The sequence below is a fragment of the Ensifer sp. EB106-05-01-XG146 genome, from assembly GCF_058791875.1.
The window spans coordinates 861,746-885,007 of sequence record NZ_JBYTDX010000001.1 but is presented as its reverse complement, the minus strand read 5'-3'; the positions used below and the strand labels follow the sequence as shown (position 1 = coordinate 885,007).

24 protein-coding genes are annotated in these 23,262 nt (G+C 63.4%); 11 read left to right on the top strand and 13 right to left on the bottom strand.

Annotation, left to right across the window (positions count from 1 at the left end; translation table 11 throughout):
* Nucleotides 1–5: 5 nt before the first annotated feature.
* From alr to AC3WVQ_RS04220, 5 genes are all read left to right on the top strand, one after another.
* A complete protein-coding gene (gene alr, locus AC3WVQ_RS04240) occupies nt 6–1,145 on the top strand; it encodes an alanine racemase (RefSeq protein ID WP_034803986.1) in 1,140 nt (379 codons plus the stop codon).
* Between the two features lie 149 nt (nt 1,146–1,294).
* Nucleotides 1,295–2,698 (top strand): DNA repair protein RadA, encoded by a 1,404-nt coding sequence (radA, locus tag AC3WVQ_RS04235; RefSeq protein WP_034804296.1) that lies wholly within the window; start codon nt 1,295–1,297, stop codon nt 2,696–2,698.
* Between the two features lie 124 nt (nt 2,699–2,822).
* Nucleotides 2,823–3,446 (top strand): CvpA family protein, encoded by a 624-nt coding sequence (locus tag AC3WVQ_RS04230; protein WP_034803987.1) that lies wholly within the window; start codon nt 2,823–2,825, stop codon nt 3,444–3,446.
* A gap of 145 nt (nt 3,447–3,591) precedes the next feature.
* Nucleotides 3,592–5,079, top strand: a complete 1,488-nt coding sequence (gene purF / locus AC3WVQ_RS04225) for an amidophosphoribosyltransferase (protein ID WP_034803990.1) — start codon at nt 3,592–3,594, stop codon at nt 5,077–5,079.
* 12 nt (nt 5,080–5,091) lie between these two features.
* Nucleotides 5,092–5,832 carry an SDR family NAD(P)-dependent oxidoreductase gene (locus AC3WVQ_RS04220; RefSeq protein ID WP_034803992.1) on the top strand — a complete coding sequence of 247 codons (741 nt, stop codon included), beginning with the start codon at nt 5,092–5,094 and terminating at the stop codon, nt 5,830–5,832.
* Nucleotides 5,833–5,940: 108 nt separating this feature from the next.
* Here the strand turns inward: AC3WVQ_RS04220 and pssA are convergent, their stop codons facing one another.
* The 4 genes from pssA to AC3WVQ_RS04200 form a co-directional block, all read right to left on the bottom strand.
* Nucleotides 5,941–6,816, bottom strand: coding sequence for a CDP-diacylglycerol--serine O-phosphatidyltransferase (pssA, locus tag AC3WVQ_RS04215; protein ID WP_051659665.1), 876 nt, complete (start codon nt 6,814–6,816; stop codon nt 5,941–5,943).
* Between the two features lie 9 nt (nt 6,817–6,825).
* A complete protein-coding gene (locus AC3WVQ_RS04210; RefSeq protein WP_034803995.1) occupies nt 6,826–7,524 on the bottom strand; it encodes a phosphatidylserine decarboxylase in 699 nt (232 codons plus the stop codon).
* Between the two features lie 179 nt (nt 7,525–7,703).
* Nucleotides 7,704–9,590 carry an ABCB family ABC transporter ATP-binding protein/permease gene (locus AC3WVQ_RS04205; RefSeq protein ID WP_034804301.1) on the bottom strand — a complete coding sequence of 629 codons (1,887 nt, stop codon included), beginning with the start codon at nt 9,588–9,590 and terminating at the stop codon, nt 7,704–7,706.
* A gap of 205 nt (nt 9,591–9,795) precedes the next feature.
* Nucleotides 9,796–11,559, bottom strand: a complete 1,764-nt coding sequence (locus AC3WVQ_RS04200) for a LysM peptidoglycan-binding domain-containing protein (RefSeq protein ID WP_090294617.1) — start codon at nt 11,557–11,559, stop codon at nt 9,796–9,798.
* Between the two features lie 244 nt (nt 11,560–11,803).
* Here AC3WVQ_RS04200 and AC3WVQ_RS04195 point away from each other — a divergent pair, with 244 nt between their 5' ends.
* On the top strand, nt 11,804–12,424 hold the full coding sequence (locus AC3WVQ_RS04195; RefSeq protein ID WP_034804006.1) for an LOG family protein: 621 nt from the start codon (nt 11,804–11,806) through the stop codon (nt 12,422–12,424).
* 68 nt (nt 12,425–12,492) lie between these two features.
* Here AC3WVQ_RS04195 and rarD read toward each other — a convergent pair whose 3' ends face one another.
* The 8 genes from rarD to cysS form a co-directional block, all read right to left on the bottom strand.
* The gene (gene rarD, locus AC3WVQ_RS04190; protein ID WP_034804008.1) at nt 12,493–13,425 is read right to left on the bottom strand and encodes an EamA family transporter RarD; all 933 of its coding nucleotides are present in this window, start codon (nt 13,423–13,425) and stop codon (nt 12,493–12,495) included.
* A 215-nt stretch (nt 13,426–13,640) separates the two neighbouring features.
* Complete coding sequence (cimA, locus tag AC3WVQ_RS04185; protein ID WP_090294619.1) at nt 13,641–15,257, bottom strand: citramalate synthase; 1,617 nt, start codon at nt 15,255–15,257, stop codon at nt 13,641–13,643.
* A gap of 24 nt (nt 15,258–15,281) precedes the next feature.
* Nucleotides 15,282–16,250 (bottom strand): prolyl aminopeptidase, encoded by a 969-nt coding sequence (gene pip, locus AC3WVQ_RS04180; RefSeq protein WP_492382601.1) that lies wholly within the window; start codon nt 16,248–16,250, stop codon nt 15,282–15,284.
* A gap of 2 nt (nt 16,251–16,252) precedes the next feature.
* Nucleotides 16,253–16,774, bottom strand: a complete 522-nt coding sequence (locus AC3WVQ_RS04175; RefSeq protein WP_034804013.1) for a GFA family protein — start codon at nt 16,772–16,774, stop codon at nt 16,253–16,255.
* Nucleotides 16,747–17,223, bottom strand: coding sequence for a GFA family protein (locus AC3WVQ_RS04170; protein ID WP_034804014.1), 477 nt, complete (start codon nt 17,221–17,223; stop codon nt 16,747–16,749). Before AC3WVQ_RS04170 ends, AC3WVQ_RS04175 begins: the two co-directional genes overlap by 28 nt.
* On the bottom strand, nt 17,220–17,711 hold the full coding sequence (locus AC3WVQ_RS04165; protein WP_034804016.1) for a GFA family protein: 492 nt from the start codon (nt 17,709–17,711) through the stop codon (nt 17,220–17,222). Before AC3WVQ_RS04165 ends, AC3WVQ_RS04170 begins: the two co-directional genes overlap by 4 nt.
* 12 nt (nt 17,712–17,723) lie before the next feature.
* Nucleotides 17,724–18,107: a VOC family protein gene (locus tag AC3WVQ_RS04160; protein ID WP_090294620.1), complete on the bottom strand. Its 384-nt coding sequence runs from the start codon at nt 18,105–18,107 to the stop codon at nt 17,724–17,726.
* A gap of 107 nt (nt 18,108–18,214) precedes the next feature.
* Nucleotides 18,215–19,606, bottom strand: coding sequence for a cysteine--tRNA ligase (cysS, locus tag AC3WVQ_RS04155; RefSeq protein WP_060522113.1), 1,392 nt, complete (start codon nt 19,604–19,606; stop codon nt 18,215–18,217).
* 414 nt (nt 19,607–20,020) lie between these two features.
* Between cysS and AC3WVQ_RS04150 the strand changes: the two genes are divergently transcribed.
* Nucleotides 20,021–20,164 (top strand): hypothetical protein, encoded by a 144-nt coding sequence (locus AC3WVQ_RS04150; protein WP_164475065.1) that lies wholly within the window; start codon nt 20,021–20,023, stop codon nt 20,162–20,164.
* 20 nt (nt 20,165–20,184) lie between these two features.
* Here AC3WVQ_RS04150 and AC3WVQ_RS04145 read toward each other — a convergent pair whose 3' ends face one another.
* Nucleotides 20,185–20,964 (bottom strand): SOS response-associated peptidase, encoded by a 780-nt coding sequence (locus tag AC3WVQ_RS04145; RefSeq protein WP_090294801.1) that lies wholly within the window; start codon nt 20,962–20,964, stop codon nt 20,185–20,187.
* A gap of 58 nt (nt 20,965–21,022) precedes the next feature.
* Here AC3WVQ_RS04145 and AC3WVQ_RS04140 point away from each other — a divergent pair, with 58 nt between their 5' ends.
* From AC3WVQ_RS04140 to AC3WVQ_RS04125, 4 genes are all read left to right on the top strand, one after another.
* Nucleotides 21,023–21,496: an NUDIX hydrolase gene (locus AC3WVQ_RS04140; protein WP_090294622.1), complete on the top strand. Its 474-nt coding sequence runs from the start codon at nt 21,023–21,025 to the stop codon at nt 21,494–21,496.
* Entirely contained in the window at nt 21,493–21,945 is a 453-nt protein-coding gene (locus tag AC3WVQ_RS04135) for a TIGR02301 family protein (RefSeq protein ID WP_060522111.1), read from the top strand. The genes AC3WVQ_RS04140 and AC3WVQ_RS04135 overlap by 4 nt, the downstream gene beginning before the upstream one ends.
* 158 nt (nt 21,946–22,103) lie before the next feature.
* The gene (locus AC3WVQ_RS04130; protein ID WP_089043914.1) at nt 22,104–22,373 is read left to right on the top strand and encodes a hypothetical protein; all 270 of its coding nucleotides are present in this window, start codon (nt 22,104–22,106) and stop codon (nt 22,371–22,373) included.
* A gap of 15 nt (nt 22,374–22,388) precedes the next feature.
* On the top strand, nt 22,389–23,183 hold the full coding sequence (locus AC3WVQ_RS04125) for a hypothetical protein (RefSeq protein ID WP_034804030.1): 795 nt from the start codon (nt 22,389–22,391) through the stop codon (nt 23,181–23,183).
* Nucleotides 23,184–23,262 lie beyond the last annotated feature (79 nt).

Sequence of the window (23,262 nt, the reverse complement as noted above, 5' to 3'; positions counted from 1 at the left end):
CCGGCATGCTTCCTCCAGACTTCCTTTCCGCTTCCAACCGGCTCACGATCGATCTTGGCGCGCTTGTCGACAACTGGCGGGCCATGAACAAGCGCTCCGGCAAGGCGCGTGCCGCAGCCGTCCTCAAGGCGGATGCCTATGGCATCGGCATCGCGCAGGCGGCCCCTGCCCTCTATGCGGCCGGCGCCCGCGATTTCTTTGTCGCCAATGCCGAGGAAGGCGCAGCACTCCGTCCGCTTGCACCGGACGGCCGGATCTACATTCTCGCCGGGATGTGGCCGGGCAACGAGGCGCTGTTCTTCGACAACGATCTGGTGCCGGTCATCAACTCGGACGAGCAGCTGGCGGTGTTCATGGCCGCCCTTTCCGAGCGTGGCGACCACCCTTGCGTGCTGCATGTGGATACCGGCATGAACCGGCTCGGCCTTACGGTCGAGCAGGCCGTTGCGCTTGCGACAGACCCGGCGCGGCCGGCAAGCTTTTCGCCGGTGCTGATCATGAGCCATCTCGTCAGCGCCGACGATCCGGACCATCGGCTGAATGGCCTTCAACTCCGTCGCTTCCATGAGGTGTCGACTGCCTATGAAGGGGTCGATGCGAGCCTTGCCAACTCCGGCGGCGTCTTCCTCGGGCCCGACTATCATTTCGACCTGACCCGGCCGGGCATCGCCGTCTATGGCGGCGAGGCGGTGAACGACATCCCCAACCCGATGAAGCCGGTGGTGACCGCCGAAGCACGGATCATCCAGGTGCGCGACGTGGCCGCCGGCGGCACCGCGAGCTATGGCGCCTCTGCCCGCTTCGACCGCGACAGTCGCATCGCCACGGTGGCTGTGGGATATGCCGATGGCTATCACCGTTCCGTGTCCGGCGGCGGCGTCACGCTCAGGCAGGCAACGCCATCAGGGGCCTTCGGTTTCCTGCACGGCCAGAAGGTCCCGCATGTCGGGCGCGTCACCATGGACCTCAGTCTCTTCGACGTCACGGACCTTCCTGAAAGCGCGGTACGACCGGGTGATTACATCGAGCTCTTCGGCCGGCACATCGCCATCGACGATGTCGCGCGCGCCGGAGGGACGATCGGCTACGAGATGCTGACCAGCCTCGGCCGCCGCTATATCAGGCACTATATCGACAGCGTCTGACGCGCTCCTTCAGCTCATTTTTCGGTCATTCTTGCAGAAATTCACCTTTTGTTCCGCACTTTGCGGCATTATGTGACGATACAGGTGATTCTTTGCCGCCGACGTCCCCTCGCGACGTAGGCGGTCTCACATTCCGAAAGTCGATGCCGATGGCGAAAGCGCGTACCCAATTCATCTGCCAGAACTGCGGCACGATCCACACTCGCTGGGTGGGAAAATGCGAAGGCTGCGGCGAGTGGAACACGATCATCGAGGACGACCCGACGGCGGGCATCGGCGGCGGTCCGTCGCGCGCGCCGAAGAAGGGACGCCCGGTGGCGCTCACCACGCTCTCGGGCGAGATCGAAGACGCGCCACGCATCCAGACAGGCATCTCGGAACTCGACCGGGTGACCGGAGGCGGCTTCGTGCGCGGATCGGCGCTGCTCGTCGGCGGCGATCCCGGTATCGGCAAGTCGACGGTGCTGATGCAGGCAGCGGCAGCGCTCTCGCGCCGCAAGCATCGCGTCATCTATGTCTCGGGCGAAGAGGCTGTGGCGCAGGTGCGTCTTCGCGCCCAGCGGCTGGGGGCTGCCGACAGCGATGTGCTGCTCGCTGCTGAGACCAACGTCGAGGACATTCTGGCGACGCTGTCGGAAGGCAAGCGCCCGGATCTCGTGATCATCGATTCGATCCAGACGCTCTGGAGCGACATCGTCGATTCCGCGCCGGGCACGGTGACCCAGGTTCGCACCGGCGTGCAGGCGATGATCCGCTTTGCCAAGCAGACGGGAACCGCCGTCGTGCTCGTCGGCCATGTGACCAAGGAGGGCCAGATCGCCGGTCCGCGCGTCGTCGAGCATATGGTCGACGCCGTGCTCTATTTCGAAGGCGACCGCGGCCATCACTATCGTATCCTGCGCACCGTCAAGAACCGCTTCGGCCCGACGGACGAGATCGGCGTGTTCGAAATGTCGGACAAGGGCCTGCGCGAGGTCGCCAACCCGTCGGAACTGTTTCTCGGCGAACGCAACGAGAAATCGCCGGGCGCCGCCGTCTTTGCCGGCATGGAAGGCACCCGCCCGGTTCTCGTCGAAGTGCAGGCGCTGGTCGCCCCGACTTCGCTCGGCACGCCGAGACGCGCCATCGTCGGCTGGGATTCCGCACGGCTCTCGATGATCCTTGCCGTGCTGGAAGCCCATTGCGGCGTGCGGCTCGGCCAGCACGACGTCTATCTCAACATCGCCGGTGGCTACCGCATTTCCGAGCCGGCGGCCGATCTAGCTGTGGCTTCCGCACTGGTTTCATCGCTTGCCGGGCTTGCCCTTCCGGCGGATTGCGTCTATTTCGGCGAAGTCAGCTTGTCGGGTGCCATCCGGCCGGTTGCGCATACCGCACAACGCCTTAAGGAAGCCGAGAAGCTCGGGTTCTCCCAGGCGGTCCTGCCGTCCGCTTCGACCGAACTGCCGAAAAACGGCAATGGCCGCTGGAGCGAGATGGAAAGCCTGCCCGATCTGGTGGCGCGCATCGCGGGGTCGCGAAACGCGCTGAGACCGGTGGAGGACGAAGACTGAAAGATGCGGATGCCGCAGGCCGCCCTTTAAGGGCCGCAAACAGGCTGCAAATGCCCTGAACTCAGGGCCGATGGCGGATAGGCTTGAGGAGACCCGGACGAACCGGGTCCGGAGTAAGGACAAAATGCCCATTACAATTCTCGACGGTATCGTTCTCGGCGTCGCCCTGTTTTCCGCAATCCTGGCCATGGTTCGAGGCTTCTCGCGCGAGGTGCTTTCGGTCGCGAGCTGGGTGGGTGCGGCGGCTGCCGCCTACTTCCTCTACCCGCATCTCCTGCCCTACGCGAAGCAGTATACCAACAGCGACACGGTCGCGATGATCGGATCGGCGGCGGTGATCTTCCTGATCGCGCTGATCATCATCTCCTTCATCACCATGCGGATCGCCGATTTCATCATCGACAGCCGCATCGGCGCGCTCGACCGCACGCTCGGCTTCCTGTTCGGCGCTGCCCGCGGCATCCTTTTGGTCGTCGTCGCCATGCTGTTCTTCAACTGGCTCGTCGCTCCGCAGCAGCAGCCGACTTGGGTCACCCAGGCCAAGTCGAAGCCGCTGCTCGACAATCTCGGCAACAAGCTGATCGCGCTTTTGCCCGAAGAAGCCGACGCCACCATTCTCGATCGCCTGCGCGGCAAGGACACAACCGGCGAAGGCGAAGGCGAAGCGCCGGCAACGACGCCCGGCCAGGCACCTGCGACGACGCCGGACCAGGCGCCCGCCGACGACGCCCCGGCCACCAACGGCTGAGACAGGAACGATTTGCCGACAAAGCCCGCCCCGCGGGCTTTGTCCTTTTGGGGAATAACGCTTGCAGCCGTTTTCAGCTAAGATTGCTTGAAGACGGCGGGCCTGATCACGATATGCGCACCGGTACGGAGCAAAGGCGACTGTGATGACCGATAGATCCATCGAAATCCACGATGAACTCGAAGGCGATGAGCTGCACGAAGAGTGCGGCGTCTTCGGCATACTGGGGCACTCGGACGCGGCGGCGCTGACGGCGCTGGGCCTTCATGCGCTCCAGCATCGCGGCCAGGAAGCAGCCGGCATCGTCACCTTTGACGGCAAGCAGTTCTGCACCGAGAAGCGCATGGGCCTCGTCGGCGACCACTACACGGATCCGGCGACGCTGGCGAAACTGCCGGGCTTCATGTCGATCGGCCACACCCGCTACTCGACGACGGGCGAAGTGGCGCTGCGCAACGTGCAGCCGCTCTTTGCCGAACTCGAAGTCGGTGGCATTGCGGTCGCCCATAACGGCAATTTCACCAACGGCCTCACGCTTCGCCGGCAGCTGATCGCCGACGGCGCCATCTGTCAGTCGACGTCCGACACCGAAGTCGTGCTGCACCTGATCGCCCGTTCCAAGCAGGCGTCCTCTTCCGACCGCTTCATCGATGCCATCCGCCAGATGGAAGGCGGCTATTCGATGCTGGCGATGACGCGCACGAAGCTGATCGCCGCACGTGATCCGATCGGCATCCGTCCGCTCGTGATGGGCGAACTCGACGGCAAGCCGATCTTCTGCTCCGAGACCTGCGCACTCGACATCATCGGCGCGACCTATGTCCGCGACGTCGAGAACGGCGAAGTCATCATCTGCGAGATCCAGCCCGACGGTTCGATCACCATCGACGCGCGCAAGCCGGAGGTTTCGCAGCCCGAGCGTCTTTGCCTGTTCGAGTATGTCTACTTCGCCCGGCCGGACTCGGTCGTCGGCGGCCGCAGCATCTATGTGTCGCGCAAGAACATGGGCATCAACCTCGCCAAGGAAGCGCCGGTCGAGGCCGACGTCGTGGTTCCCGTGCCGGACGGCGGCACGCCGGCCGCCCTCGGCTATGCCCAGCAGAGTGGCATCCCCTTCGAATACGGTATCATCCGCAACCACTATGTCGGCCGCACCTTCATCGAGCCGACGCAGCAGATCCGCGCCTTCGGCGTCAAGCTCAAGCATTCCGCCAATCGCGCGATGATCGAGGGCAAACGCATCATCCTCGTCGATGATTCGATCGTGCGCGGCACGACGTCGGTAAAGATCGTGCAGATGATGCGCGAGGCCGGTGCGCGCGAAGTGCATGTGCGCGTCGCGAGCCCGATGATCTTCCATCCGGACTTCTACGGCATCGACACGCCGGACCGCGACAAGCTGCTCGCCAACCAGCATGCGGACCTCGCCTCCATGTGCCGCTACATCGGCGCGGACTCGCTCGAGTTCCTGTCGATCGACGGTCTTTATGAGGCGGTCGGCGGCGAAAAGCGCGATCCGAAGTCGCCGCAGTTCACCGACCACTATTTCACCGGGGACTATCCGACCCGCCTTCTCGACCAGGAAGGCGCCAGCAATGTCCGCAAACTCTCGGTTCTCGCCAGCAACGGATAATCAGACAGAAAAATGACGATCGATCTCAAAGGCCGGGTGGCCGTGGTCACCGGCGCATCGCGCGGTATCGGCTATTTCACCGCTCTCGAACTGGCCAAGGCCGGTGCCCATGTGGTTGCCTGCGCCCGCACCGTCGGCGGTCTCGAAGAACTCGACGACGCGATCAAGGCGGCGGGCGGCTCGGCGACGCTGGTGCCCTTCGACCTTGCCGACATGCCGGCGATCGACAAGCTCGGTGGCGCGATCAACGAACGCTGGGGTAAGCTCGACATCCTCGTTGCCAATGCCGGCGTGCTTGGCACGATCTCGCCGATCGGGCATGTCGAGGCGAAGGTGTTCGACAAGGTGATGAACATCAACGTCAACGCCACCTGGCGGCTGATCCGTTCGCTCGAGCCGCTGCTGATCAAGTCGGATGCCGGCCGTGCGCTGATCCTGTCGTCGAGCGCTGCACACAAGTGCAAGCCCTTCTGGGGGCCCTACTCCGCTTCGAAGGCTGCCGTCGAGGCTCTGGCCCGTACCTGGGCCGGCGAGACGCAGCGCCTGCCGCTGCGCATCCTCTCGGTCGACCCCGGCGCCACCCGTACGGCGATGCGCGCTCAGGCGATGCCGGGCGAGGATCCGGAAACCGTGCCGCATCCTTCGGAAGTCGCAGCCAAGCTGCTGCCGCTGGTTGGCCCCAACCAGACCGAGACCGGCAAGCTCTACATCGTGCGCGAAGACAAGATCGTCGACTACCGGCTGCCGGAATAAGCTTCGTCACACCGCTCAAATGAGAAAGGCCACCGTGTCGTCACGGTGGCCTTTTCATTTTGGGCATTGCCGGTCGGAAAGCCGATTCACGCCTCTCGCGGACTTGCGTTAGTCCTTGTCGCCCGGCAGGCCGTCGCCGCCGGTCGAAGGATGGGCCGGCCAGTCGCCGCCATATTTGCGCTGCCAGGATCGCGCGCCGAAGGGCAGCGTGATCAGGTAGCCAAGCGCCGTCACCGCCATCGTTTCCCATGTGTAGGTCATCAGCGTCGCGACGTAGAAGACGACGCCGAGGATGGCCGGCAGCACGAGGTCGCGGCGCACGCGGCTGTTTTCCGACTTGCCGGACCAGACCGGCAGACGGCTGACGAGCAGGAAGGCGATCAGCACCGTGTAGGCGGATGCGATGAGCGCGAAGGTGCGTTCTGGCGCCAGGCCCAGGAGGCCGAGATAGACCGGCAACAGCACCAGCATGGCGCCCGCGGGCGCTGGCACGCCGACGAAATATTCCGACTGCCAGGACGCCTTGACCTGGCGCTCCGCCATCACGTTGAAGCGGGCGAGCCTCAGGCCCATCGCGATCGCGTAGATCAGTGCCGCGATCCAGCCGATCGAACGCGCCTGGTCGAGGATGAAGACATAGAGCACGAGGGCCGGCGCGACACCGAAGTTGATGATGTCGGCGAGCGAATCCATCTGGCCGCCAAAGTTCGACGTCGCCTTCAGGGCGCGCGCGACGCGGCCGTCGATGCCGTCGAGAAAGGCGGCGAGCAACACCATGGCAACGGCAAGCTCGATGCGGTTTTCAAAGGCGAGCCGGATACCCGAGAGGCCGGCGCAGATCGCGAGCACGGTGATCAGATTGGGGATCATCAACCGCAGCGGGATTTCGCGCAGCCGTGGGCCGCGCGCGGTATCGCTCGAGCCGCTGGCGTCCTCGGACGCCTGCCGCGTGTCGATCGGTTTTTCCTGTTCAGAGCCTTCCATAGACACTCCTTATGCGCGGCGGCTGATGACCGGGCCCTTGGCCGAGCCAAACTCGGCGAGCACGGTTTCGCCCGCAACGGCAGTCTGCCCGACGCTGACGCGCGGCTCGGAGCCGGCCGGCAGGAACACGTCGAGACGCGAGCCGAAGCGGATCAGGCCGAAGCGTTCACCGGCCTCCAGCGAGCCGTTCTCATACTTCCAGCACAGGATGCGGCGGGCAACGAGACCGGCGATCTGAACGACGCCGATGGCGCCGTGTTTTGTATCGATCACCAGACCGTTGCGCTCGTTCTCCTGGCTCGCCTTGTCGAGCTCGGCATTGACGAACTTGCCGGCGCGATAGGCGACGCGGGTGATGGTGCCGGCCATCGGCGCGCGGTTCACGTGGCAGTTGAACACATTCATGAAAACGGAGATGCGCAGCATCGGTTCCGAACCGAGGTTCAGTTCTTCCGGTGGCAGGACCGTCGCGATCGACGAGACGCGGCCGTCGGCCGGGCTGATCACCAGATCGTCGTCGAGCGGCGTCATGCGCTCGGGGTCGCGGAAGAAGTAAGCGCACCACGCGGTCAGCACGAAGCCGATCCACATCAACGGCTCCCACAGGAAGCCAAGCACCAGCGACACGACGAAGAAGATCGCAACAAAGCGGTAGCCTTCCTTGTGCACCGGGACGAGCGTGTTGCGGATCGTATTGACCAGGCTCATGAACTCTACTCCAGATTTTCCGTGGAACGTGATCGTTTTCTATAAGTTAGCGCGGGATGCGGACGGAAAACCGCAAACGCTTTTCCTGCCCCCCGCTCTAGCGCGAAATGTCCCGGCGGGCAACGTTGCCCGCCCGGTAGCGACAAAACGCGTCGCGCGCAGCAAAGAAAAAGACGCCATCAAACCGCCGGCTCGCCGCGGGTGACGATGCCGAGATCGTCGCTCTCGCGCACGCGCTTCAGTTGCTCTTCGGCCTGCGTCGCTTCGCGCTGGCGGCTCCACATCGAGGCATAGAGGCCGTCGCGATCGATCAGCTCGCCATGGGTGCCGCGCTCGGCGATGACGCCGTCCTTCAGCACGATGATCTCGTCGGCGTTGATGACGGTCGAGAGCCGGTGCGCGATGACAAGCGTCGTGCGGTTGCGCGAAACGACGTCGAGTGCCGACTGAATCTCCTGCTCCGTGCGCGTATCCAGTGCCGAGGTCGCCTCGTCGAGGATCAGGATCGGCGGCGCCTTGAGAATGGTGCGGGCGATCGCAACGCGCTGCTTCTCGCCGCCCGAAAGCTTCAGGCCCCGTTCGCCGACCATGGCCTGGAAGCCCTCCGGCAGGGTGCGGATGAACTCGGCGATCTGCGCGGCTTCGGCCGCCGCCTCGACTTCGGCTTCGCTCGCCGAAACACGGCCATAGCGGATGTTGTAGGCGATGGTGTCGTTGAAGAGCACCGTATCCTGCGGCACCATGCCTATCACCGAGCGCAGGCTCTTCTGCGTCACTGTGCGCACGTCCTGGCCATCGATGGTGATCGCCCCTTCCTGCACGTCGTAGAAGCGATAGAGCAGCCGCGAGAGCGTAGACTTGCCGGCACCGGAGGGGCCAACGACGGCGACCGTCTTGCCGGCGGGCACTTCGAAAGTGATGCCCTTCAGGATCGGACGCGCCGCGTCATAGGCGAAATGCACATCCTTGAAGGCGATGGCGCCCTTGCCGATGACAAGTTCGCTCGCATTCGGGCGATCCACCACTTCGGCACGCACGTCGAGCAGGTCGAACATATGCTCGATGTCGGTGAGCCCCTGACGGATTTCGCGGTAGACGAAGCCGATGAAGTTGAGCGGGATCGCAAGCTGGATCAGCATGGCGTTGATGAAGACGAAGTCACCCAGCGTCTGCTCGCCACGCTGCACGGCAAGCGCTGACATGATCATCATCACGGCCGTACCGGCGCCGAAGATCAACGCCTGGCCGAAGTTGAGCCAGCCGAGCGACGTCCAGACCTGGGTCGCCGCCGCCTCGTAGCGTTCCATCGACTTGTCGAAGCGACGGGCTTCCATCTCCTCGTTGCCGAAATACTTGACCGTCTCGAAGTTCAGCAGCGAGTCGATCGCCTTGGTGTTGGCGTCGGTGTCGCTGTCGTTCATCGAACGGCGGATGGCGATGCGCCAGTCGCTCGCGCGCACGGTGAACCAGATGTAGAGCCAGACGGTGACAGCGGTGACGAGGAGATAGCTGAAGCCGTAGCCCCACCAGAAGATCACGGCCGTCAGCAGGAATTCGATCAGGGTCGGCACGCTGTTGAGGATGGTGAAACGGACGATCGTTTCGATGCCCTTGGTGCCGCGCTCGATGACGCGAGAAAGCCCACCGGTGCGCCGCTCCAGATGGAAGCGCAGCGACAGCTGGTGCATGTGCACAAAGGTCTTGTAGGCCAGTTGCCGGACCGCGTGCTGACCGACGCTTGCAAACAGCGCATCGCGCAGCTGGTTCAAGCCGGCCTGCAAAAGACGCGCGAGGTTGTAGGCAAGCACCAGCATGACCGCGCCGGTCATGAACACGGGCAGAAAGCCCAGGACATCCGGCTTGCCGTTCAGCGCATCGGTTGCCCATTTGAAGGAATAGGGAACGAGGATCAGCACGACCTTGGCGATGATCAGAATGACCGTCGCCCAGATCACCCGAAGCTTGAGATCGGCCCTGTCCGACGGCCACATGTAGGGCCAGAGATTGGCGATCGTATGCAAGGGATTGCTGGTATCGGCCGAAACGGTTTTCTTCTGGGGTGCCACGTTCTGATCCGCTCTTACGTTTGCGCGCTTGGAGGCAGATTGTTGCGCATCCAAGCTCTGCGCCGAGCCTTCCCTGTAAACGAAGACCTGCGGCGCCGTCATCACCGTTCAATGAAAAGCGGCGCCCTGTCGAAGGCGCCGCCCTTGGTCTGGAGATAAGCATCCGTCGCAGCCGCCGCAATGTCGGCGGCCGCCGATCGGCTGCTTATTGTTCTTGTTTCATGTGCTTCTTGTGAATTTCCCGCGATTCTTCGTCCGGCAGCGCCTTGTCCGGCACGCCGAAGACCTGACCCGGGCGAATGCGGTCCGGATCCTCGATCTGGTCCTGGTTGGCGAGATAGATCGTGGTGTAGCGCAGGCCCGCGCCGTAGACGCGACGCGAGATCTGCCACAGCGTATCGCCGCGACGGATGATCACCGAACTCTTGCTCTCCTTGAGCGGAGCCTGCTCGAGCGTCTGGGGCTGGTCGGGCGAGGCTGCAACGGCCGCGGTTTCGGTCGCCGGCTGCGCCGGTGCAGCGTCGTTTACAACTGCGCTTCCAGCACCCATTGCCTTTGCCAGTTCGCCCGGAGCCGGGGCATTGTCCTTCGGTTGGGCCCTCTCGGGCGACGCCGGCGTGGCGCTGCCCTGCTCGGCAAGGACCGCACCAACCGTTTCATCAACCTTGGCAAGTGCCGTCGCCACGCTCGATGCGTCCTGAGGTGCAGCCTTCAGCGCCGCGAGCGCACTTGCGGAGGCCTTTGCGGCCCGCGTCGCGGAAGCGACGAGCGTCTGGTCGGAACTGTCGGCGACGCGGAAATCGGCAAGCGACTTCAACGCAATCTCGGTCGCCGAACGGGCGGCGGCCAGTTGCTCGCCGTTCGGCACCTTGCCATTGGCATAGAGACCCTTCAACAGTGCGAGCGCCTTTCCAGCTTCCGCACGCAGGCCATCGAGACCCGCGGTTGCGGACGGCGTGCCCGAAGGTGCCACGGCCGCGACCTGCGATCCGGCGGGCCGGTCGAAGGGAACCGAAGCGCGCATCACGACCTTGGTGCCATCCTCGTTCAGCATGTCGGCCCGAATGATGTGGCTGCCCACCGTCAACTCGATCTGGCCGTCGACGACGAAGTGGCCCTTGTCGTCGGCTTTCATTTCGCCGACGAGCCTGTCGTCGGCATAGACGCGAACCAAGGCGCCTGCCTTGGCGCTGCCGGCAACGAACATCTTGCTGCCTTCGATCTCGACGGCGCTCACCTGCAGGCCCGGCACGCCAGAAAGCTTGGCCGGCGCAGTAGCGGTATCGACCGCCTGCGGCGTTGCGGAAGCAACCTCGGCCGGCTTGGCGTCCACAGCCGCTGTCCCCTCCACCGTATCCGGCGTCGTGATCAGCCGGCTCGCCATGCCGGGCTTCGAGACCATGGCAAGCAGTTGACCGGACGGATCCTTGGGAACAGAAACGGTCGCGACCTCCTCGGAGCTCTTCACCGCACCGTTTTCGCCGGTGCTGCGCAGCGTGAGCTGATGGTCACCCGCCGGAAGCGGATCGTCGAAGACCGCGGCAAAGTCGCCGGTCGCGCCGACATCAGCGGTGCCGACCACCGTATCGCCGCTCAGGATCTCAAGCTTCGAATTCGGCTGGGCATGGCCGGCGATCACCGTCGAGCCATCGGGCTCCACGCGCAACACATCGAAACCGGGAATGGCGGGATCGGTTGCAGGCGCATTGGCGGCAGTCGCCGCGTCGGCCTTCGACTGTTCCTGCTGCGGCGCAGCATCCGTCTTTGCTGTCTCGGCAGAGGCGCCAGCCGCCTGCGGGCCACTGGTCGCAGGCGTCGCCTCGGTCGACTGTGTCGCGGTGCCTGCCGCCTGCTCCGCCGTTGGCTTCTGGCCGTCGTCGCGCAAGTTCGGTTGAATTACGAATACCATCAACGCTGTTGCTGCCACGAGGACAGAAATGGCCACCCAGCCGGCCTTATTTTTGATCATGCCACTCTCCACACGGAGCGGAGCAACGCTCCGCGCATGCCCTCTCATCGGCCTGCGGTGCGGGCTTGCGCCGTCATTATAGCGCAACAGCAAGCAACTCGTCCGATTTCTTCAATCAATCACTGAAATTGCTAGCGATTCGCGATTCGGCATACAAGCAGCCGAAGGCACGGCAACCCACAGAAAGCCGGGTTTCCCCTCATTTTTCTTGACCCATGCTGCGCTGCAATGTTTTTTGGGGGGCATGAGCACCGAGAACAGCACGATTCGATCCATCTGCGTCTATTGCGGTTCACAGCCGGGACGCGACAATGCCTACATGGAGGCCGGCCGCGCGCTCGGCCGCTCCATCGCCGATCACGGGCTTCGCCTGGTCTATGGCGGCGGCACACGCGGCATCATGGGAGCGGTTGCCAGCGGCGTGCTTTCCAACGGCGGCGAAGTTACCGGGATCATCCCTGAATTCCTGATGGACAAGGAAGCGACCCGCCATTCGCTCGGCCAACTGAACGAACTGATCGTCACGGCCGACATGCACGAGCGCAAGCACACGATGTTCGAACGCGCCGACGCCTTCGTGGCTCTGCCGGGCGGCATCGGCACGCTTGAAGAGATCGTCGAGATCATGACCTGGGCGCAGCTCGGCCGTCACCGCAAGCCGATGGTCTTCGGCAACATCAACAATTTCTGGAGGCCGATGATGGACCTCCTGCAGCACATGCGCGAAGAGGGCTTCGTCCACACGGCGCATCTGGTGCAGCCGCTCGTCGTCAATGACGCCGCCGACATCGTGCCGACCATCCTGGCGGCCGCCAACGGCGGCAACGGCCGCGACGGCGAAGCCGAGATCATCTCCAAGCTTTGAGAAACCTGTTCAGCCAACAAAAAAGGCGCGCCCCCGGCGCGCCTTTTTTGTTTCTATTGCAACCGACATTATTCGGCGGGGCTTGCCTGCAGGGCGCGGCGCGCCCTGCTTTCAGCCAGCATCGCGCCGGTATAGATCACCAGCGCCGCCCAGATCAGGCCGAAGGCGATGAGCTTTGCCGTACCGAAGGGCTCATGGAAGACGAAGACGGCGATCACGAAAATCATCGTCGGCGCGATGTACTGCATGATGCCGATGGTCGAGAGGCGCAGGAGCTTGGCGCCATTGGCATAGATCATCAGCGGCACGGCCGTGACGATGCCGCAGGACAGCAGCCACAGGACGTCGGCCATGCCGGTGTCGCCGAAATGGCCCTGCCCCGTCGTCTCCAGCCAGATAATGTAGCCGATGGCCGGAACGCTCAGCAGCAGGACTTCCAGGAAGAAGCCCTGGTTGGGGCCAACCGGCAGGGTCTTGCGGAAGAAGGCGTAGAAACCCCAGGACAGGCAGAGGCCGATCGACACCCACGGCAGACCGCCGGCATCAAAGGCGAGCACGGCGACGGCGGAAGCAGCGAGCGCGATTGCGACCATCTGCGCCGGGTTCGGCCTCTCCTTCAAAAGCACGGCGCCGAGGAAGATCGAGAAGAGCGGATTGATGTAGTAGCCGAGCGCGGTTTCGATGGCGCGGCCCGCCCCGATTGCCCAGACATAGATGCCCCAGTTGATGGTGATGAGCACGGCAGTCAGTGCGGCCATGCACAGCATGCGCGGCGAGCGCAGTGCCGTCTTGATATCGTCGGTGCGCCCGAGCCAGAGCAGCACGAGACCTGCGAGCGGCACCGACCACACGATCCGGTGCGCCACCACTTCCGGCGCCGGGATATGGGCGACAGCCTTCATGAAGAACGGCAGGAAGCCCCAAAGCAGATAGGCGGTCAGCGCGAAGGCAAAGCCTTGTGCGGAATCGGTATTTTCGGCGGGTGCTTTCGGCTCGGCCATATCATCTTTTCCTGGTGTTTTGCCGGAGAGCCCTGGCGGCAATGGCCGCTCACCGGTCAGAAGGGAGGGCACAGCCAGTCGGCCGGCACGATCTCCCATTGGTGCGTCCTACCCCAATGGCCGGTGATGCACCAATTCATTTCCGTGAAGGGAGAATGAGTTTTGCTCACCCTCCCCCGGCCAGTTCATCAGCGTTACCGGGTCGATCGCCGAAATTACTCGGCGGCGATCAGCCCGACGTGGTCGCGGTTCTTGAGCAGCTTGAAGACGATACTGTCCATCAGCGCCTGGAAAGACGCATCGATGATGTTGTCGGAGACCCCCACGGTCCACCAGCGTGCGCCCGTGCCATCGGTCGATTCGATCAGAACGCGGGTGATCGCCTCGGTCCCGCCATTGAGGATACGGACCTTGTAGTCCGCGAGCTCCAGGTCTTCGATTTCCGACTGGTACTTGCCGAGATCCTTGCGCAGCGCCAGGTCGAGCGCGTTGACCGGGCCGTGGCCTTCGGCGACCGACATCATCGTCTCGCCGTCGACGACCACCTTCACCACCGCTTCCGACACCGTCTTCAGATGGCCGTTGGCGTCGAAGCGGCGCTCGACCATCACCCGGAAGCTTTCCACGTGGAAGAAATCCGGCACCGTGCCGAGAATGCGGCTGGCGAGCAGCGCGAAGCTCGCATCCGCCCCTTCGTAGGCATAGCCGGTCGCTTCGCGTTCCTTGACGATGGCGATCAGCTTGTCGAGCTTCGGGTCGTCCTTGCTGACGACGATGCCGCGGCGCTTCAGCGCGTTGATGAAATTGGCCTTTCCGCCCTGGTCGGACACCATGACCTTGCGCAGGTTGCCGATGCTTTCCGGCGCCACGTGCTCATAGGTGCGCGGATCCTTGAGCAATGCCGAAGCGTGGATGCCGGCCTTGGTTGCAAAGGCCGACGCGCCGACGTAAGGCGCCTGCTGGTCTGGCGAGCGGTTCAACAGCTCGTCGAAGGAATGGGCGAGCTTCGTCAGCTCCAGCAAGCGGTCGGCATCGATCGCCGTTTCGAAGCGACTGGAATAGGCCTCTTTCAAAGCAAGCGTCGGGATCAGCGTGACGAGATTGGCGTTTCCGCAGCGTTCGCCAATGCCGTTCAGCGTGCCCTGGATCTGGCGTACGCCGGCCTCGACCGCCGCAAGCGAATTGGCGACCGCCTGGCCGGTATCGTTATGGGCGTGGATGCCGAGATTGGCGCCGGGCACGCCGGCAGCGATCACGGCCGCAACGATCTCGCGCACCTCCGGAGGCTGCGTGCCGCCATTGGTGTCGCAGAGGACCACCCAGCGCGCGCCGGCGTCAAAGGCCGTCTTCGCGCAGGCGAGCGCATAGGCGGGGTTGGCCTTGTAGCCATCGAAGAAATGCTCGCAATCGACCATCGCCTCGCGACCGGAGGCGACCACCGCCTCGACCGAGGCCCGGATGTTGTCGAGGTTTTCCTCGTTGGTGCAGCCGAGCGCCACTTCGACGTGATAGTCCCAGCTCTTGGCGACAAGACAGATGGCGTCGCTCTTGGCCGCGAGCAGCGCCGCGAGGCCCGGATCGTTCGACGCGGAAACCCCGGCGCGCTTGGTCATGCCGAAGGCGACGAAGGAGGCCTTCTGGGTACGCTTGCGCCCGAAGAATTCCGTGTCGGTCGGGTTCGCGCCGGGATAGCCGCCTTCGATATAGTCCATGCCGAACTGATCGAGCAGGCCGGCAATCGCAATCTTGTCCTCGACGGAAAAGTCGATGCCGGGCGTCTGTTGCCCGTCTCTCAGCGTCGTGTCGAAGAGGTAGATGCGTTCCCTGGTCATGGCTCTCGTCCAAATATGCTCGGTTTACTTTTGCTCGGTCTTGCCTGCGAACTGGTCCGTGGCGCGGATCAGCCGGTCGAGGATGCCCGGCTCGGAATATGCATGGCCTGCTCCCTCGACCAGATGCAGCTCTGATCCCGGCCAGGCCTTGTGCAGCTGCCAAGCGTACTTCGCCGGGCACGGCATGTCGTACCGCCCGTGGATGATGACGCCGGGAATGCCGTGCAGCCGGTGGGCGTCGCGCAGCAATTGGCCCTCTTCCATCCAGCCGGCATTGACGAAGAAGTGGTTCTCGATCCGCGCGAAGGCGTCAGCATAATCGTCGTCGGCGAAGGGCTCGCTGGTTGCGAGCTCCGGCAACAGCGTGATCGTCTCACCCTCCCAGATGCTCCAGGCCTTGGCGGCCGCAAGGCGTGTCGCCTTGTCCTCGCTCATCAGGCGGCGATGATAGGCGTGCATCATCTCGTGGCGCTCGTTCTCGGGAATGGGCGCGATGAAACGCTCCCACTTGTCCGGGAACATCTCCGAGACGCCGAACTGGTAGTACCAGTCGAGCTCGGCCTTGGTCAGCGTGTAGATGCCACGCAGCACCAGTTCGGAAACCCGTTCCGGGTGCTTCTCGGCATAGGCAAGCCCCAGCGTCGATCCCCAGGAACCGCCGAAGACCAGCCACTTGTCGGCGCCGGCCATCTCGCGCAGCCGCTCGATATCGGCGACGAGATGCCAGGTGGTGTTGGCTTCGATCCTGGCATTCAGCGTCGACTTACCGCAGCCGCGCTGGTCGAACAGCGTTACGTCGTAGAGCGTCGGATCGAACAGGCGGCGGTGGTTCGGCGAGATCGTGCCGCCTGGCCCGCCATGCAGGAAGACGGCAGGCTTAGCGCCCGGCGTGCCGGCCTTTTCCCAATAGATGGTGTGACCGTCGCCGACCTCGAGGTGGCCCGACGCATAGGGTTCGATTTCCGGATAAAGCGTACGCAGAACAGTCGTCATTTTCAGTCTTTCGTGAGCGGCCAGTGCACGGTGTCGTAGTCGGGATGCTGGCGGTTGGTTTCGAGAACGATCAGATGGCGGGTCGCCGAGACCTCGCTACCGTCATCCGTCTCCCTTGGTGGCAAGCCCGCGAGCCGTGAGAACCATATGACGCGGGATTCGACGCCGGACTGGTAAACGGGCTGTACGTCATCGGGGTCGTCGAGCGAGCCGAGCGCGATGTTGATGAAGTTCTCGTCGGGCATATCGTAGAACAGCGGCGTGCCGCAATCGCTGCAAAAACCGCGGCGCACCAGATGCGACGAGCGGAACCAGGACGGCTGGCCCCGGGTAATGTCGAACGTGTCTCGGGACGCATTGGCGAGCGGCATGAAATAGTTCCCGGTCGCCTTCTGGCACATGCGGCAATGACAGATATGCGGGTCCGCAAGCACGCCCTCGGCGCGGTAGCGCACGGCGCCGCATTGGCATCCGCCCGTATAGATGCGCGCGATGGTCACCGGAATGCTCCCGAGGGATGCCATTGATCGGTCTCGTGGTCGGGATGCTGGAACGAGATGATGCTTTCCTGCCTGGCGTAAAAATCCTGATCCTCAAGCACCGGCTGCTCGAAGATCGTATCGACCCAGGGCAGCCGCGAGGCGTGATTGACCTGGATTTTCGGCGCCAGATCGGTGCGATCGTCAAAGGTGCCGATGGCGATCTCAAGGCCACCCGGATGCCGATAGGTCATCGGCGTTCCGCATTTCGGGCAGAAGCCACGGTCGATGTTGACCGAGGACTGGAAATAGCTCGGTTCGTCCCGCACCCATTCGACGCCATCCTTCGGCGCCGTCACCAGCGCCGAGAAGAACGAGCCGAACTGTTTCTGGCACATGCGGCAATGACAGATCGACGCGCGTCCGAGTTCACCCTTGATCCGGAAGCGGACCGCGCCGCATTGGCATCCACCTGTTCGAACGTTTTCGGTCATCGCTTCTCCTCCGGGGGCCAGGTCTCGGTGTCGTGGTCGGGATGCTGATAGGAAACGAGATTGGTCAGGAACTCGATTGCGTCCGGATCTTCCAGCGTATGAACGCCAGGCAGATCGGCAACGTGATCGACATAGGGCAGCTTACCCTCGACTCCCCATTGGATGGTCGGCACGATGCCTTGCGGCTCGTCGAAGGCAGCGATCGCCAGCGCCATGCCATCCGGTGCCTCGTAGGTCAGCGGCGTGCCGCAATCGGCGCAGAAGCCGCGTCGCGCGGCGTTTGACGACTGGAAGCGCTTGGGCTCTCCGCGGGTCCAGGTCACATGCGCGCCGCGAACCGAAACCAAGGGCATGTAGAAATTGCCGCTCGCCTTCTGGCACATGCGGCAATGACAGACGGATGCGTCACCGAGCTTGCCCTCGACGCGGAACCGGACCGCGCCGCATTGGCAGCCGCCGGCATAATGGGGCCTGTTGTCGAGACTCATCGCAACTCCTCCTTAGCCCGGCGCGTGGCAGACGGCTTCGATATTGTTGCCGTCGGGATCGAATACGAAGGCCCCGTAATAGTCCGGGTGGTAGTGCGGTCTCAGCCCCGGCTTGCCGTTGTCAAGTCCGCCGGCGGCAATCGCCGCTTCATAGAAGGCATCGACCTCGGCGCGGCTGCGCGCCGAAAAGGCGTAGTGGCGGCCCGGGCCTGCCTCGGCCGTTTCATGCAGCCAGAAAACCGGCCGCTCGCGGCCACAACCACCGACCTTCACGCCGCCGGTGTGCTCCAACGGCACCATCATCAGCAAGGAGGCGCCAAGCGGAGCAAAGGCCTTGTCGTAGAACGACTGCGCCCGGTCGAAATCCGCGACGGGAATGCCCGTATGGTCGATCATCGCACGAACTCCTCTTTCATGCATGCGCTCCGCTTTCCGCTGCCCTTTCAGATGCCCTGTCCGAACCGATCAGAGCGATCGGACAGGGCTCTGGGGGCGGCCCACCGTCACCGTTTGATATCCCAGGTCGTCACCCGCTCGCCGGTTGCCGGATCCTTGCCGTCCTTCAGCTGAACACCGCGCGCCAGCAGATCATCGCGGATCTTGTCGGCTTCCGCGAAGTTCTTCGCCTTCAGCAGTTCCAGACGGGCTCGCACGCGGCTGTCGATGTCGCGGACCAGCCCCTCGTCGAGTTCGACCGCCTGCGGCACCACGCCGATCAGCGCAGCACTTGCGGCGAAGGTGCCGAGCAGTTTCGGATCGGTCGCCGCCTTCTGGGCGAGCGCATGGACCGCCTGGACGGCCGCGACCGTGTTGAGGTCGTCGGCAAGTGCGGCGACCACGGCCGGGTCGGCCTCACCCGTGGCGTCACCCGGCACCGGCCACTTGGAGAGCAGATGCTCTGCCTCTTCCAGCCGCTTCACCGAAAAATCGATCGGCTCGCGATAGTGCGTCATCAGCATCGCGAGCCTCAGCACGTCGCCCGGCCACTGGCGGCCGGCGAACTTTTCCGTGTGCAGCAGTTCGTAGATGGTGACGAAGTTGCCTTCGGACTTCGACATCTTGCGGCCTTCGACCTGCAGGAAGCCGTTGTGCATCCAGACATTCGCCATCACCTCGGTGCCATGGGCGCAACGGGATTGGGCAATCTCGTTTTCGTGGTGCGGGAAGATGAGATCCAACCCGCCGCCGTGGATGTCGAAAACCTCGCCGAGATAGCGGCTGCTCATGGCCGAGCACTCGATGTGCCAGCCGGGACGGCCCCTGCCCCACGGGCTTTCCCAACCCGGTTCGTTGTCGCCGGAGAGCTTCCACAGCACGAAATCGCCGGGGCTTTTCTTATGCGCCTCGACGGCGACGCGGGCGCCGGCCTGCTGTTCGTCGAGGTTGCGCTTCGAGAGCTGACCGTAATCGGCCATCGACTTGGTATCGAACAGCACCTCGCCGCCCGCCTGGTAGGCGTGGCCCTTGACGATGAGCTTTTCGATGATGTCGATCATCTGGGCGATGTTGTCGGTCGCCCGCGGCTGGACATCAGGATCGAGGCAGCCGAGCGCCCTGGCATCGTCGAGAAACTGCGTTTCGGTCTTCTCCGTCACCCGGCGGATCGCGTCGTTGAGCGGCAGGGTCGGATAGTCCCGCAGCGCCCGCGCGTTGATCTTGTCGTCGACGTCGGTGATGTTGCGCGCATAGGTGACGTGATCCGCGCCATAGACATGGCGCAGCAGCCGGAACAGGACGTCGAAGACGATGACCGGCCGGGCATTGCCGATATGGGCATAGTCATAGACCGTCGGGCCGCAGACATACATGCGAACGTTGTCGGGATCGATCGGCTTGAACTCGATCTTCTCCCGCGTCAGCGTGTTGTACAGCTTCAGTGTCGGCGTTCCGCCCATTGCCATTCTCCAAGATGCATACGACCGTAAAATACCGCGCCCGGGAGGCCCGCGCGTTTGTCATCTTGGATTTTAGGAGACGAAAACGGCCAGGCCAGCGGAGCGCTAGCGAATAATGTTCCGGCAGATAATGCAGATAACCGTTTTCATGGCCTCACTTATCGCGCGTCACCCGATTTCGGTCAAGAGGTCAGCCGCGTGCAAGCACAGCCGACTATCGAAAGGATTCCGCGGTCATGGATTTGTCATGATTAGGCTTATCTGAGATCGCCATGCGGAAAACAGATTCGCGGTGTAGTTGGTAGCACACCACGAAATCCTGTCTCCGGAGAGCGAGGAGGAGCGTCGCTTTCGTGAAGACGTACGAAAGCGACAGTGTATCCGGTTCGGGAAAGCATCAAGGAGTGAGTGCAAGTGAAAGCCGCAAAGACCAAAGACATCACCAAATCCGCCAACCTCGTCGAACAGTATCGCCCGCTCGGCCTGAAGGCCGTACTTGCCGCAGCGTTGCAGGTGAAGGCGAAGCCGGCTGGCAAGCTGACCAAGCGGCCAGCCTGACGGTTCCGACGCTCTTTTCCTTAAAAGAGAGACATCTGCCCGCCATCGGGCTCGGTCGGCTTGCCCTTGCCTTTTAGCTGGGCATCCGCAACCGACCTGGGCGTGACGGCATCCTGGATTTCGGGACCGGTGTTGACGACCTTGTTGACCTTGTCCGAGACAGGGATCGCCTCGAAGTAGTCCTCCGCGACGGGGCCGAAGAGATCGGCAACCTCGCGCGGCTCCTGCGTCTTGCAATCCAGCCAGCGGCCAAAATCCTCGGGCTGGATGACGACCGGCATACGGTCATGGATCTGCCGGATCGAGGCGTTGGCGGCCGTCGTCAGGATGGCCGCTGTGTCGACCTCGGAGCCGTCGGCCGAGGACCAGGTTTCCATCAGCCCGGCGAAAGCGACGATGCCGCCCTTCCGCGGGCGCACCCAATAGGCCTGCGACGGCTCGCGGCTGCCTTTCGGCGGCCGGCGCCATTCGTAAAAACCGGAGGCCGGCACGAGAACACGCCGGTGGCGCATGGCGGCGCGAAACGAGGCCTTGTCGATTGCAGATTCGGCCCGCGCATTGATCAGCAGCGGAAAGTCACGCGGGTCTTTCACCCAGCCCGGCACAAAGCCCCAGCGCACGAGCACCGCCTTGCGCTCCGGCAGGTTGCTGCCGGGTGCCGCGCGCTCGCCGGCCACGACAACCATGATCGGCTGGGTTGGCGCGATATTGAAGCGCGCCGGAAAGTCGTCGCTTTCCAGCAGGCTGAACAATTCCATCATTTCGTCGGGGGTCGCCGTCAGCGCAAAACGTCCGCACATGACATCGATGTGGCACTTCACGTAGGATGGGTCAACGCTACCGAGACGATTTGATTCCCTGATGCCGACCAAGCCCGAACTTGCTTCCTCCGTCATTCTAGAACGCGACAGCCGCTATCTGCTCGTTCGCCGGGCCAACCCACCGTCGGCCGACATGTACGCCTTTCCGGGCGGCCGTGCCGAGCCCGGCGAGACGCCAGAGGAGACAGCGCTTCGCGAATTGTTCGAAGAAACCGGCATCAAGGCGCGCGATCCGGTGCTGTTTGAAATCTACGATCTGCCGGGCAGGGAGTCCGAAGGGCGACACTTCCTGCTTTCGGTGTTCAGGGCCGAGGCGGATGCCGACGCGGTGGCCGTCGCCAGCGACGACGCGGCAGGGCTCGGCTGGTTCACCCCTGAGGAGATCTTCGCCCTGCCGATCCCCGACAGCGTGCGCGAATGTGTGGAAAGGCTCTCCGGCACCGGCGCGAACGCCGCGACATCAGGCGACGGCCTTGAAACCGCCGACAATTCGGGCTTGATGAAATCATGATCCCTGTCCCGATCCTCGCAAGGCTTACGCTCGCTGCAATCGCCCTGACGGTCGCCACTGGTGCGGCGGCGCAAAAAACACCGACGAAAGAGCCGGCCAAGACCGAGACCGCAGCCCCTGCCCCGGCCGCTGTGGAAGAAAAGCCGACGCCCTATGACCAGCGGCTGATTCGACTCTCCGAGATCCTCGGCTCCGTGCACTACCTCAGGAATCTCTGCGTCAAGGAACCGGAAGACGTCTGGCGCCGCTCGATGCAGGATCTGATCGACAAGGAAACCGCCACCGAAGTCAAACGACGCGAGCGGATGACTGCCGCCTTCAACCGCGGGTACCGCACCTTCGCATCGGTCTATACGAACTGCACAGGCCCTGCGATCGTCGCCGAACAGCGATATCGTGCCGAAGGGGCAACACTTGCGTCAGAAATCGTCGCCCGCTTTGGAAATTAGCAATAAATTAACCTCTTTTCTCACGACCCCGTGTCGTTTCGGGAAAAGGCTGCTAAGTTCGTTAAGAGAGTGGTAAGAAGTGGCGAGTCCGTCACGGTCGTTCAGTCGGAGTTCAGCCGAACGGCCATAATATGAACCGCTTGCACAATGGAAGTCGCATGGAACGAATGATGGAACCAAGCCTGACCGACATCGATGACATGATCGTCCACGAGAAGATGCAGGCTGCGCTGGAACACCAGAGCGAGGCCTGGGCGGACGGAATGGCCGACGGTATCGAGCCGGAAATCATCGCCGATGCGGCCATTGCTCTTGCCATGCGGGAAACCGTTCGGCTTCATGGCGAAGACGGCGCCGAAGCAATGCTCAATTCGCTTCGCGAGCGCGTGCTCGCCGGCGAATTCTCGCCCCAGCGCACGATTCAGTAATATCAGGACTGCCCGATGCATCGGAATCTTGCAAACCGGACCCTTCCGGTTCGCCTCGCCACACTGCTGTTGGCCGGTGTCGCCTTGACCACCCCGGCAGCGGTTTCCCCCGCCTTCGCTCTCAGCGAATTGCAGGGCGCGCCGCAACCCGTTCCGGCCGAGCAACAGCCTGCCGCCGGCGATCAGAAGGCGACGCCGCCTGCCGCCGAACCCGTTGCCGAAGAGCCGGATGAGGAAGAGACGCTTCCGCTCGAAATCCCGATGCCCGACCCGCTGATCAACAAGTCGGCGACAGCCACGAAGGAAGACGCTCCCGAAGCCGAAGAACCGGAGCCGACCGGGCCTGTCGAAGTCCTGACCGACGTTTCCAAGATTCCGGCGCCGGTCGCCCGCATGCGCGAGCTGATCGTCGAGGCGGCGGCTTCCGGCGACATCGAGCGGTTGCGCCCGTTGCTCGGCAAGGGCCCGAACCAGACCCAGGTCACCGGCGTCACCGGCGATGAAGACCCGGTGTCGATCCTGAAGAGCCTTTCGGGCGACCAGGAAGGCGTCGAAATTCTCGCGATCCTGCTCGACGTGCTGTCGACCGGCTTCGTGCTGGTCGACAAGGGCACGCCGCAGGAGGCCTATGTCTGGCCCTATTTTGCAGAAAAGAAGCTTTCGACGCTGACGGCACCGGAAAAGGTCGACCTGTTCCGCCTGGTCACCGCCGGCGACTTTGCCGACATGGAAGAATTCGGCAGTTACAACTTCTATCGCGTCGGCATCATGCCGGACGGCAAGTGGAAATTCTTCATCGCCGGCGACTGAGCGCCGGCGACCTGCTTGCCGATGACAGCCGAACATCCTACCTCTTCGCCAAGAGATCGCCGGTGAGACCGGGGCCTGA

Excerpts from the sequence above, each read along its gene's own strand:
- alr (WP_034803986.1), top strand. The coding sequence starts at position 6 with ATGCTTCCTCCAGACTTCCTTTCCGCTTCCAACCGGCTCACGATCGAT.
- radA (WP_034804296.1), top strand. The coding sequence starts at position 1,295 with ATGGCGAAAGCGCGTACCCAATTCATCTGCCAGAACTGCGGCACGATC.
- AC3WVQ_RS04230 (WP_034803987.1), top strand. The coding sequence starts at position 2,823 with ATGCCCATTACAATTCTCGACGGTATCGTTCTCGGCGTCGCCCTGTTT.
- purF (WP_034803990.1), top strand. The coding sequence starts at position 3,592 with ATGACCGATAGATCCATCGAAATCCACGATGAACTCGAAGGCGATGAG.
- AC3WVQ_RS04220 (WP_034803992.1), top strand. The coding sequence starts at position 5,092 with ATGACGATCGATCTCAAAGGCCGGGTGGCCGTGGTCACCGGCGCATCG.
- pssA (WP_051659665.1), bottom strand. The coding sequence starts at position 6,816 with ATGGAAGGCTCTGAACAGGAAAAACCGATCGACACGCGGCAGGCGTCC.
- AC3WVQ_RS04210 (WP_034803995.1), bottom strand. The coding sequence starts at position 7,524 with ATGAGCCTGGTCAATACGATCCGCAACACGCTCGTCCCGGTGCACAAG.
- AC3WVQ_RS04200 (WP_090294617.1), bottom strand. The coding sequence starts at position 11,559 with ATGATCAAAAATAAGGCCGGCTGGGTGGCCATTTCTGTCCTCGTGGCA.
- AC3WVQ_RS04195 (WP_034804006.1), top strand. The coding sequence starts at position 11,804 with ATGAGCACCGAGAACAGCACGATTCGATCCATCTGCGTCTATTGCGGT.
- rarD (WP_034804008.1), bottom strand. The coding sequence starts at position 13,425 with ATGGCCGAGCCGAAAGCACCCGCCGAAAATACCGATTCCGCACAAGGC.
- cimA (WP_090294619.1), bottom strand. The coding sequence starts at position 15,257 with ATGACCAGGGAACGCATCTACCTCTTCGACACGACGCTGAGAGACGGG.
- pip (WP_492382601.1), bottom strand. The coding sequence starts at position 16,250 with ATGACGACTGTTCTGCGTACGCTTTATCCGGAAATCGAACCCTATGCG.
- AC3WVQ_RS04175 (WP_034804013.1), bottom strand. The coding sequence starts at position 16,774 with ATGGCATCCCTCGGGAGCATTCCGGTGACCATCGCGCGCATCTATACG.
- AC3WVQ_RS04170 (WP_034804014.1), bottom strand. The coding sequence starts at position 17,223 with ATGACCGAAAACGTTCGAACAGGTGGATGCCAATGCGGCGCGGTCCGC.
- AC3WVQ_RS04165 (WP_034804016.1), bottom strand. The coding sequence starts at position 17,711 with ATGAGTCTCGACAACAGGCCCCATTATGCCGGCGGCTGCCAATGCGGC.
- AC3WVQ_RS04160 (WP_090294620.1), bottom strand. The coding sequence starts at position 18,107 with ATGATCGACCATACGGGCATTCCCGTCGCGGATTTCGACCGGGCGCAG.
- cysS (WP_060522113.1), bottom strand. The coding sequence starts at position 19,606 with ATGGGCGGAACGCCGACACTGAAGCTGTACAACACGCTGACGCGGGAG.
- AC3WVQ_RS04145 (WP_090294801.1), bottom strand. The coding sequence starts at position 20,964 with ATGTGCGGACGTTTTGCGCTGACGGCGACCCCCGACGAAATGATGGAA.
- AC3WVQ_RS04135 (WP_060522111.1), top strand. The coding sequence starts at position 21,493 with ATGATCCCTGTCCCGATCCTCGCAAGGCTTACGCTCGCTGCAATCGCC.
- AC3WVQ_RS04130 (WP_089043914.1), top strand. The coding sequence starts at position 22,104 with ATGGAACGAATGATGGAACCAAGCCTGACCGACATCGATGACATGATC.
- AC3WVQ_RS04125 (WP_034804030.1), top strand. The coding sequence starts at position 22,389 with ATGCATCGGAATCTTGCAAACCGGACCCTTCCGGTTCGCCTCGCCACA.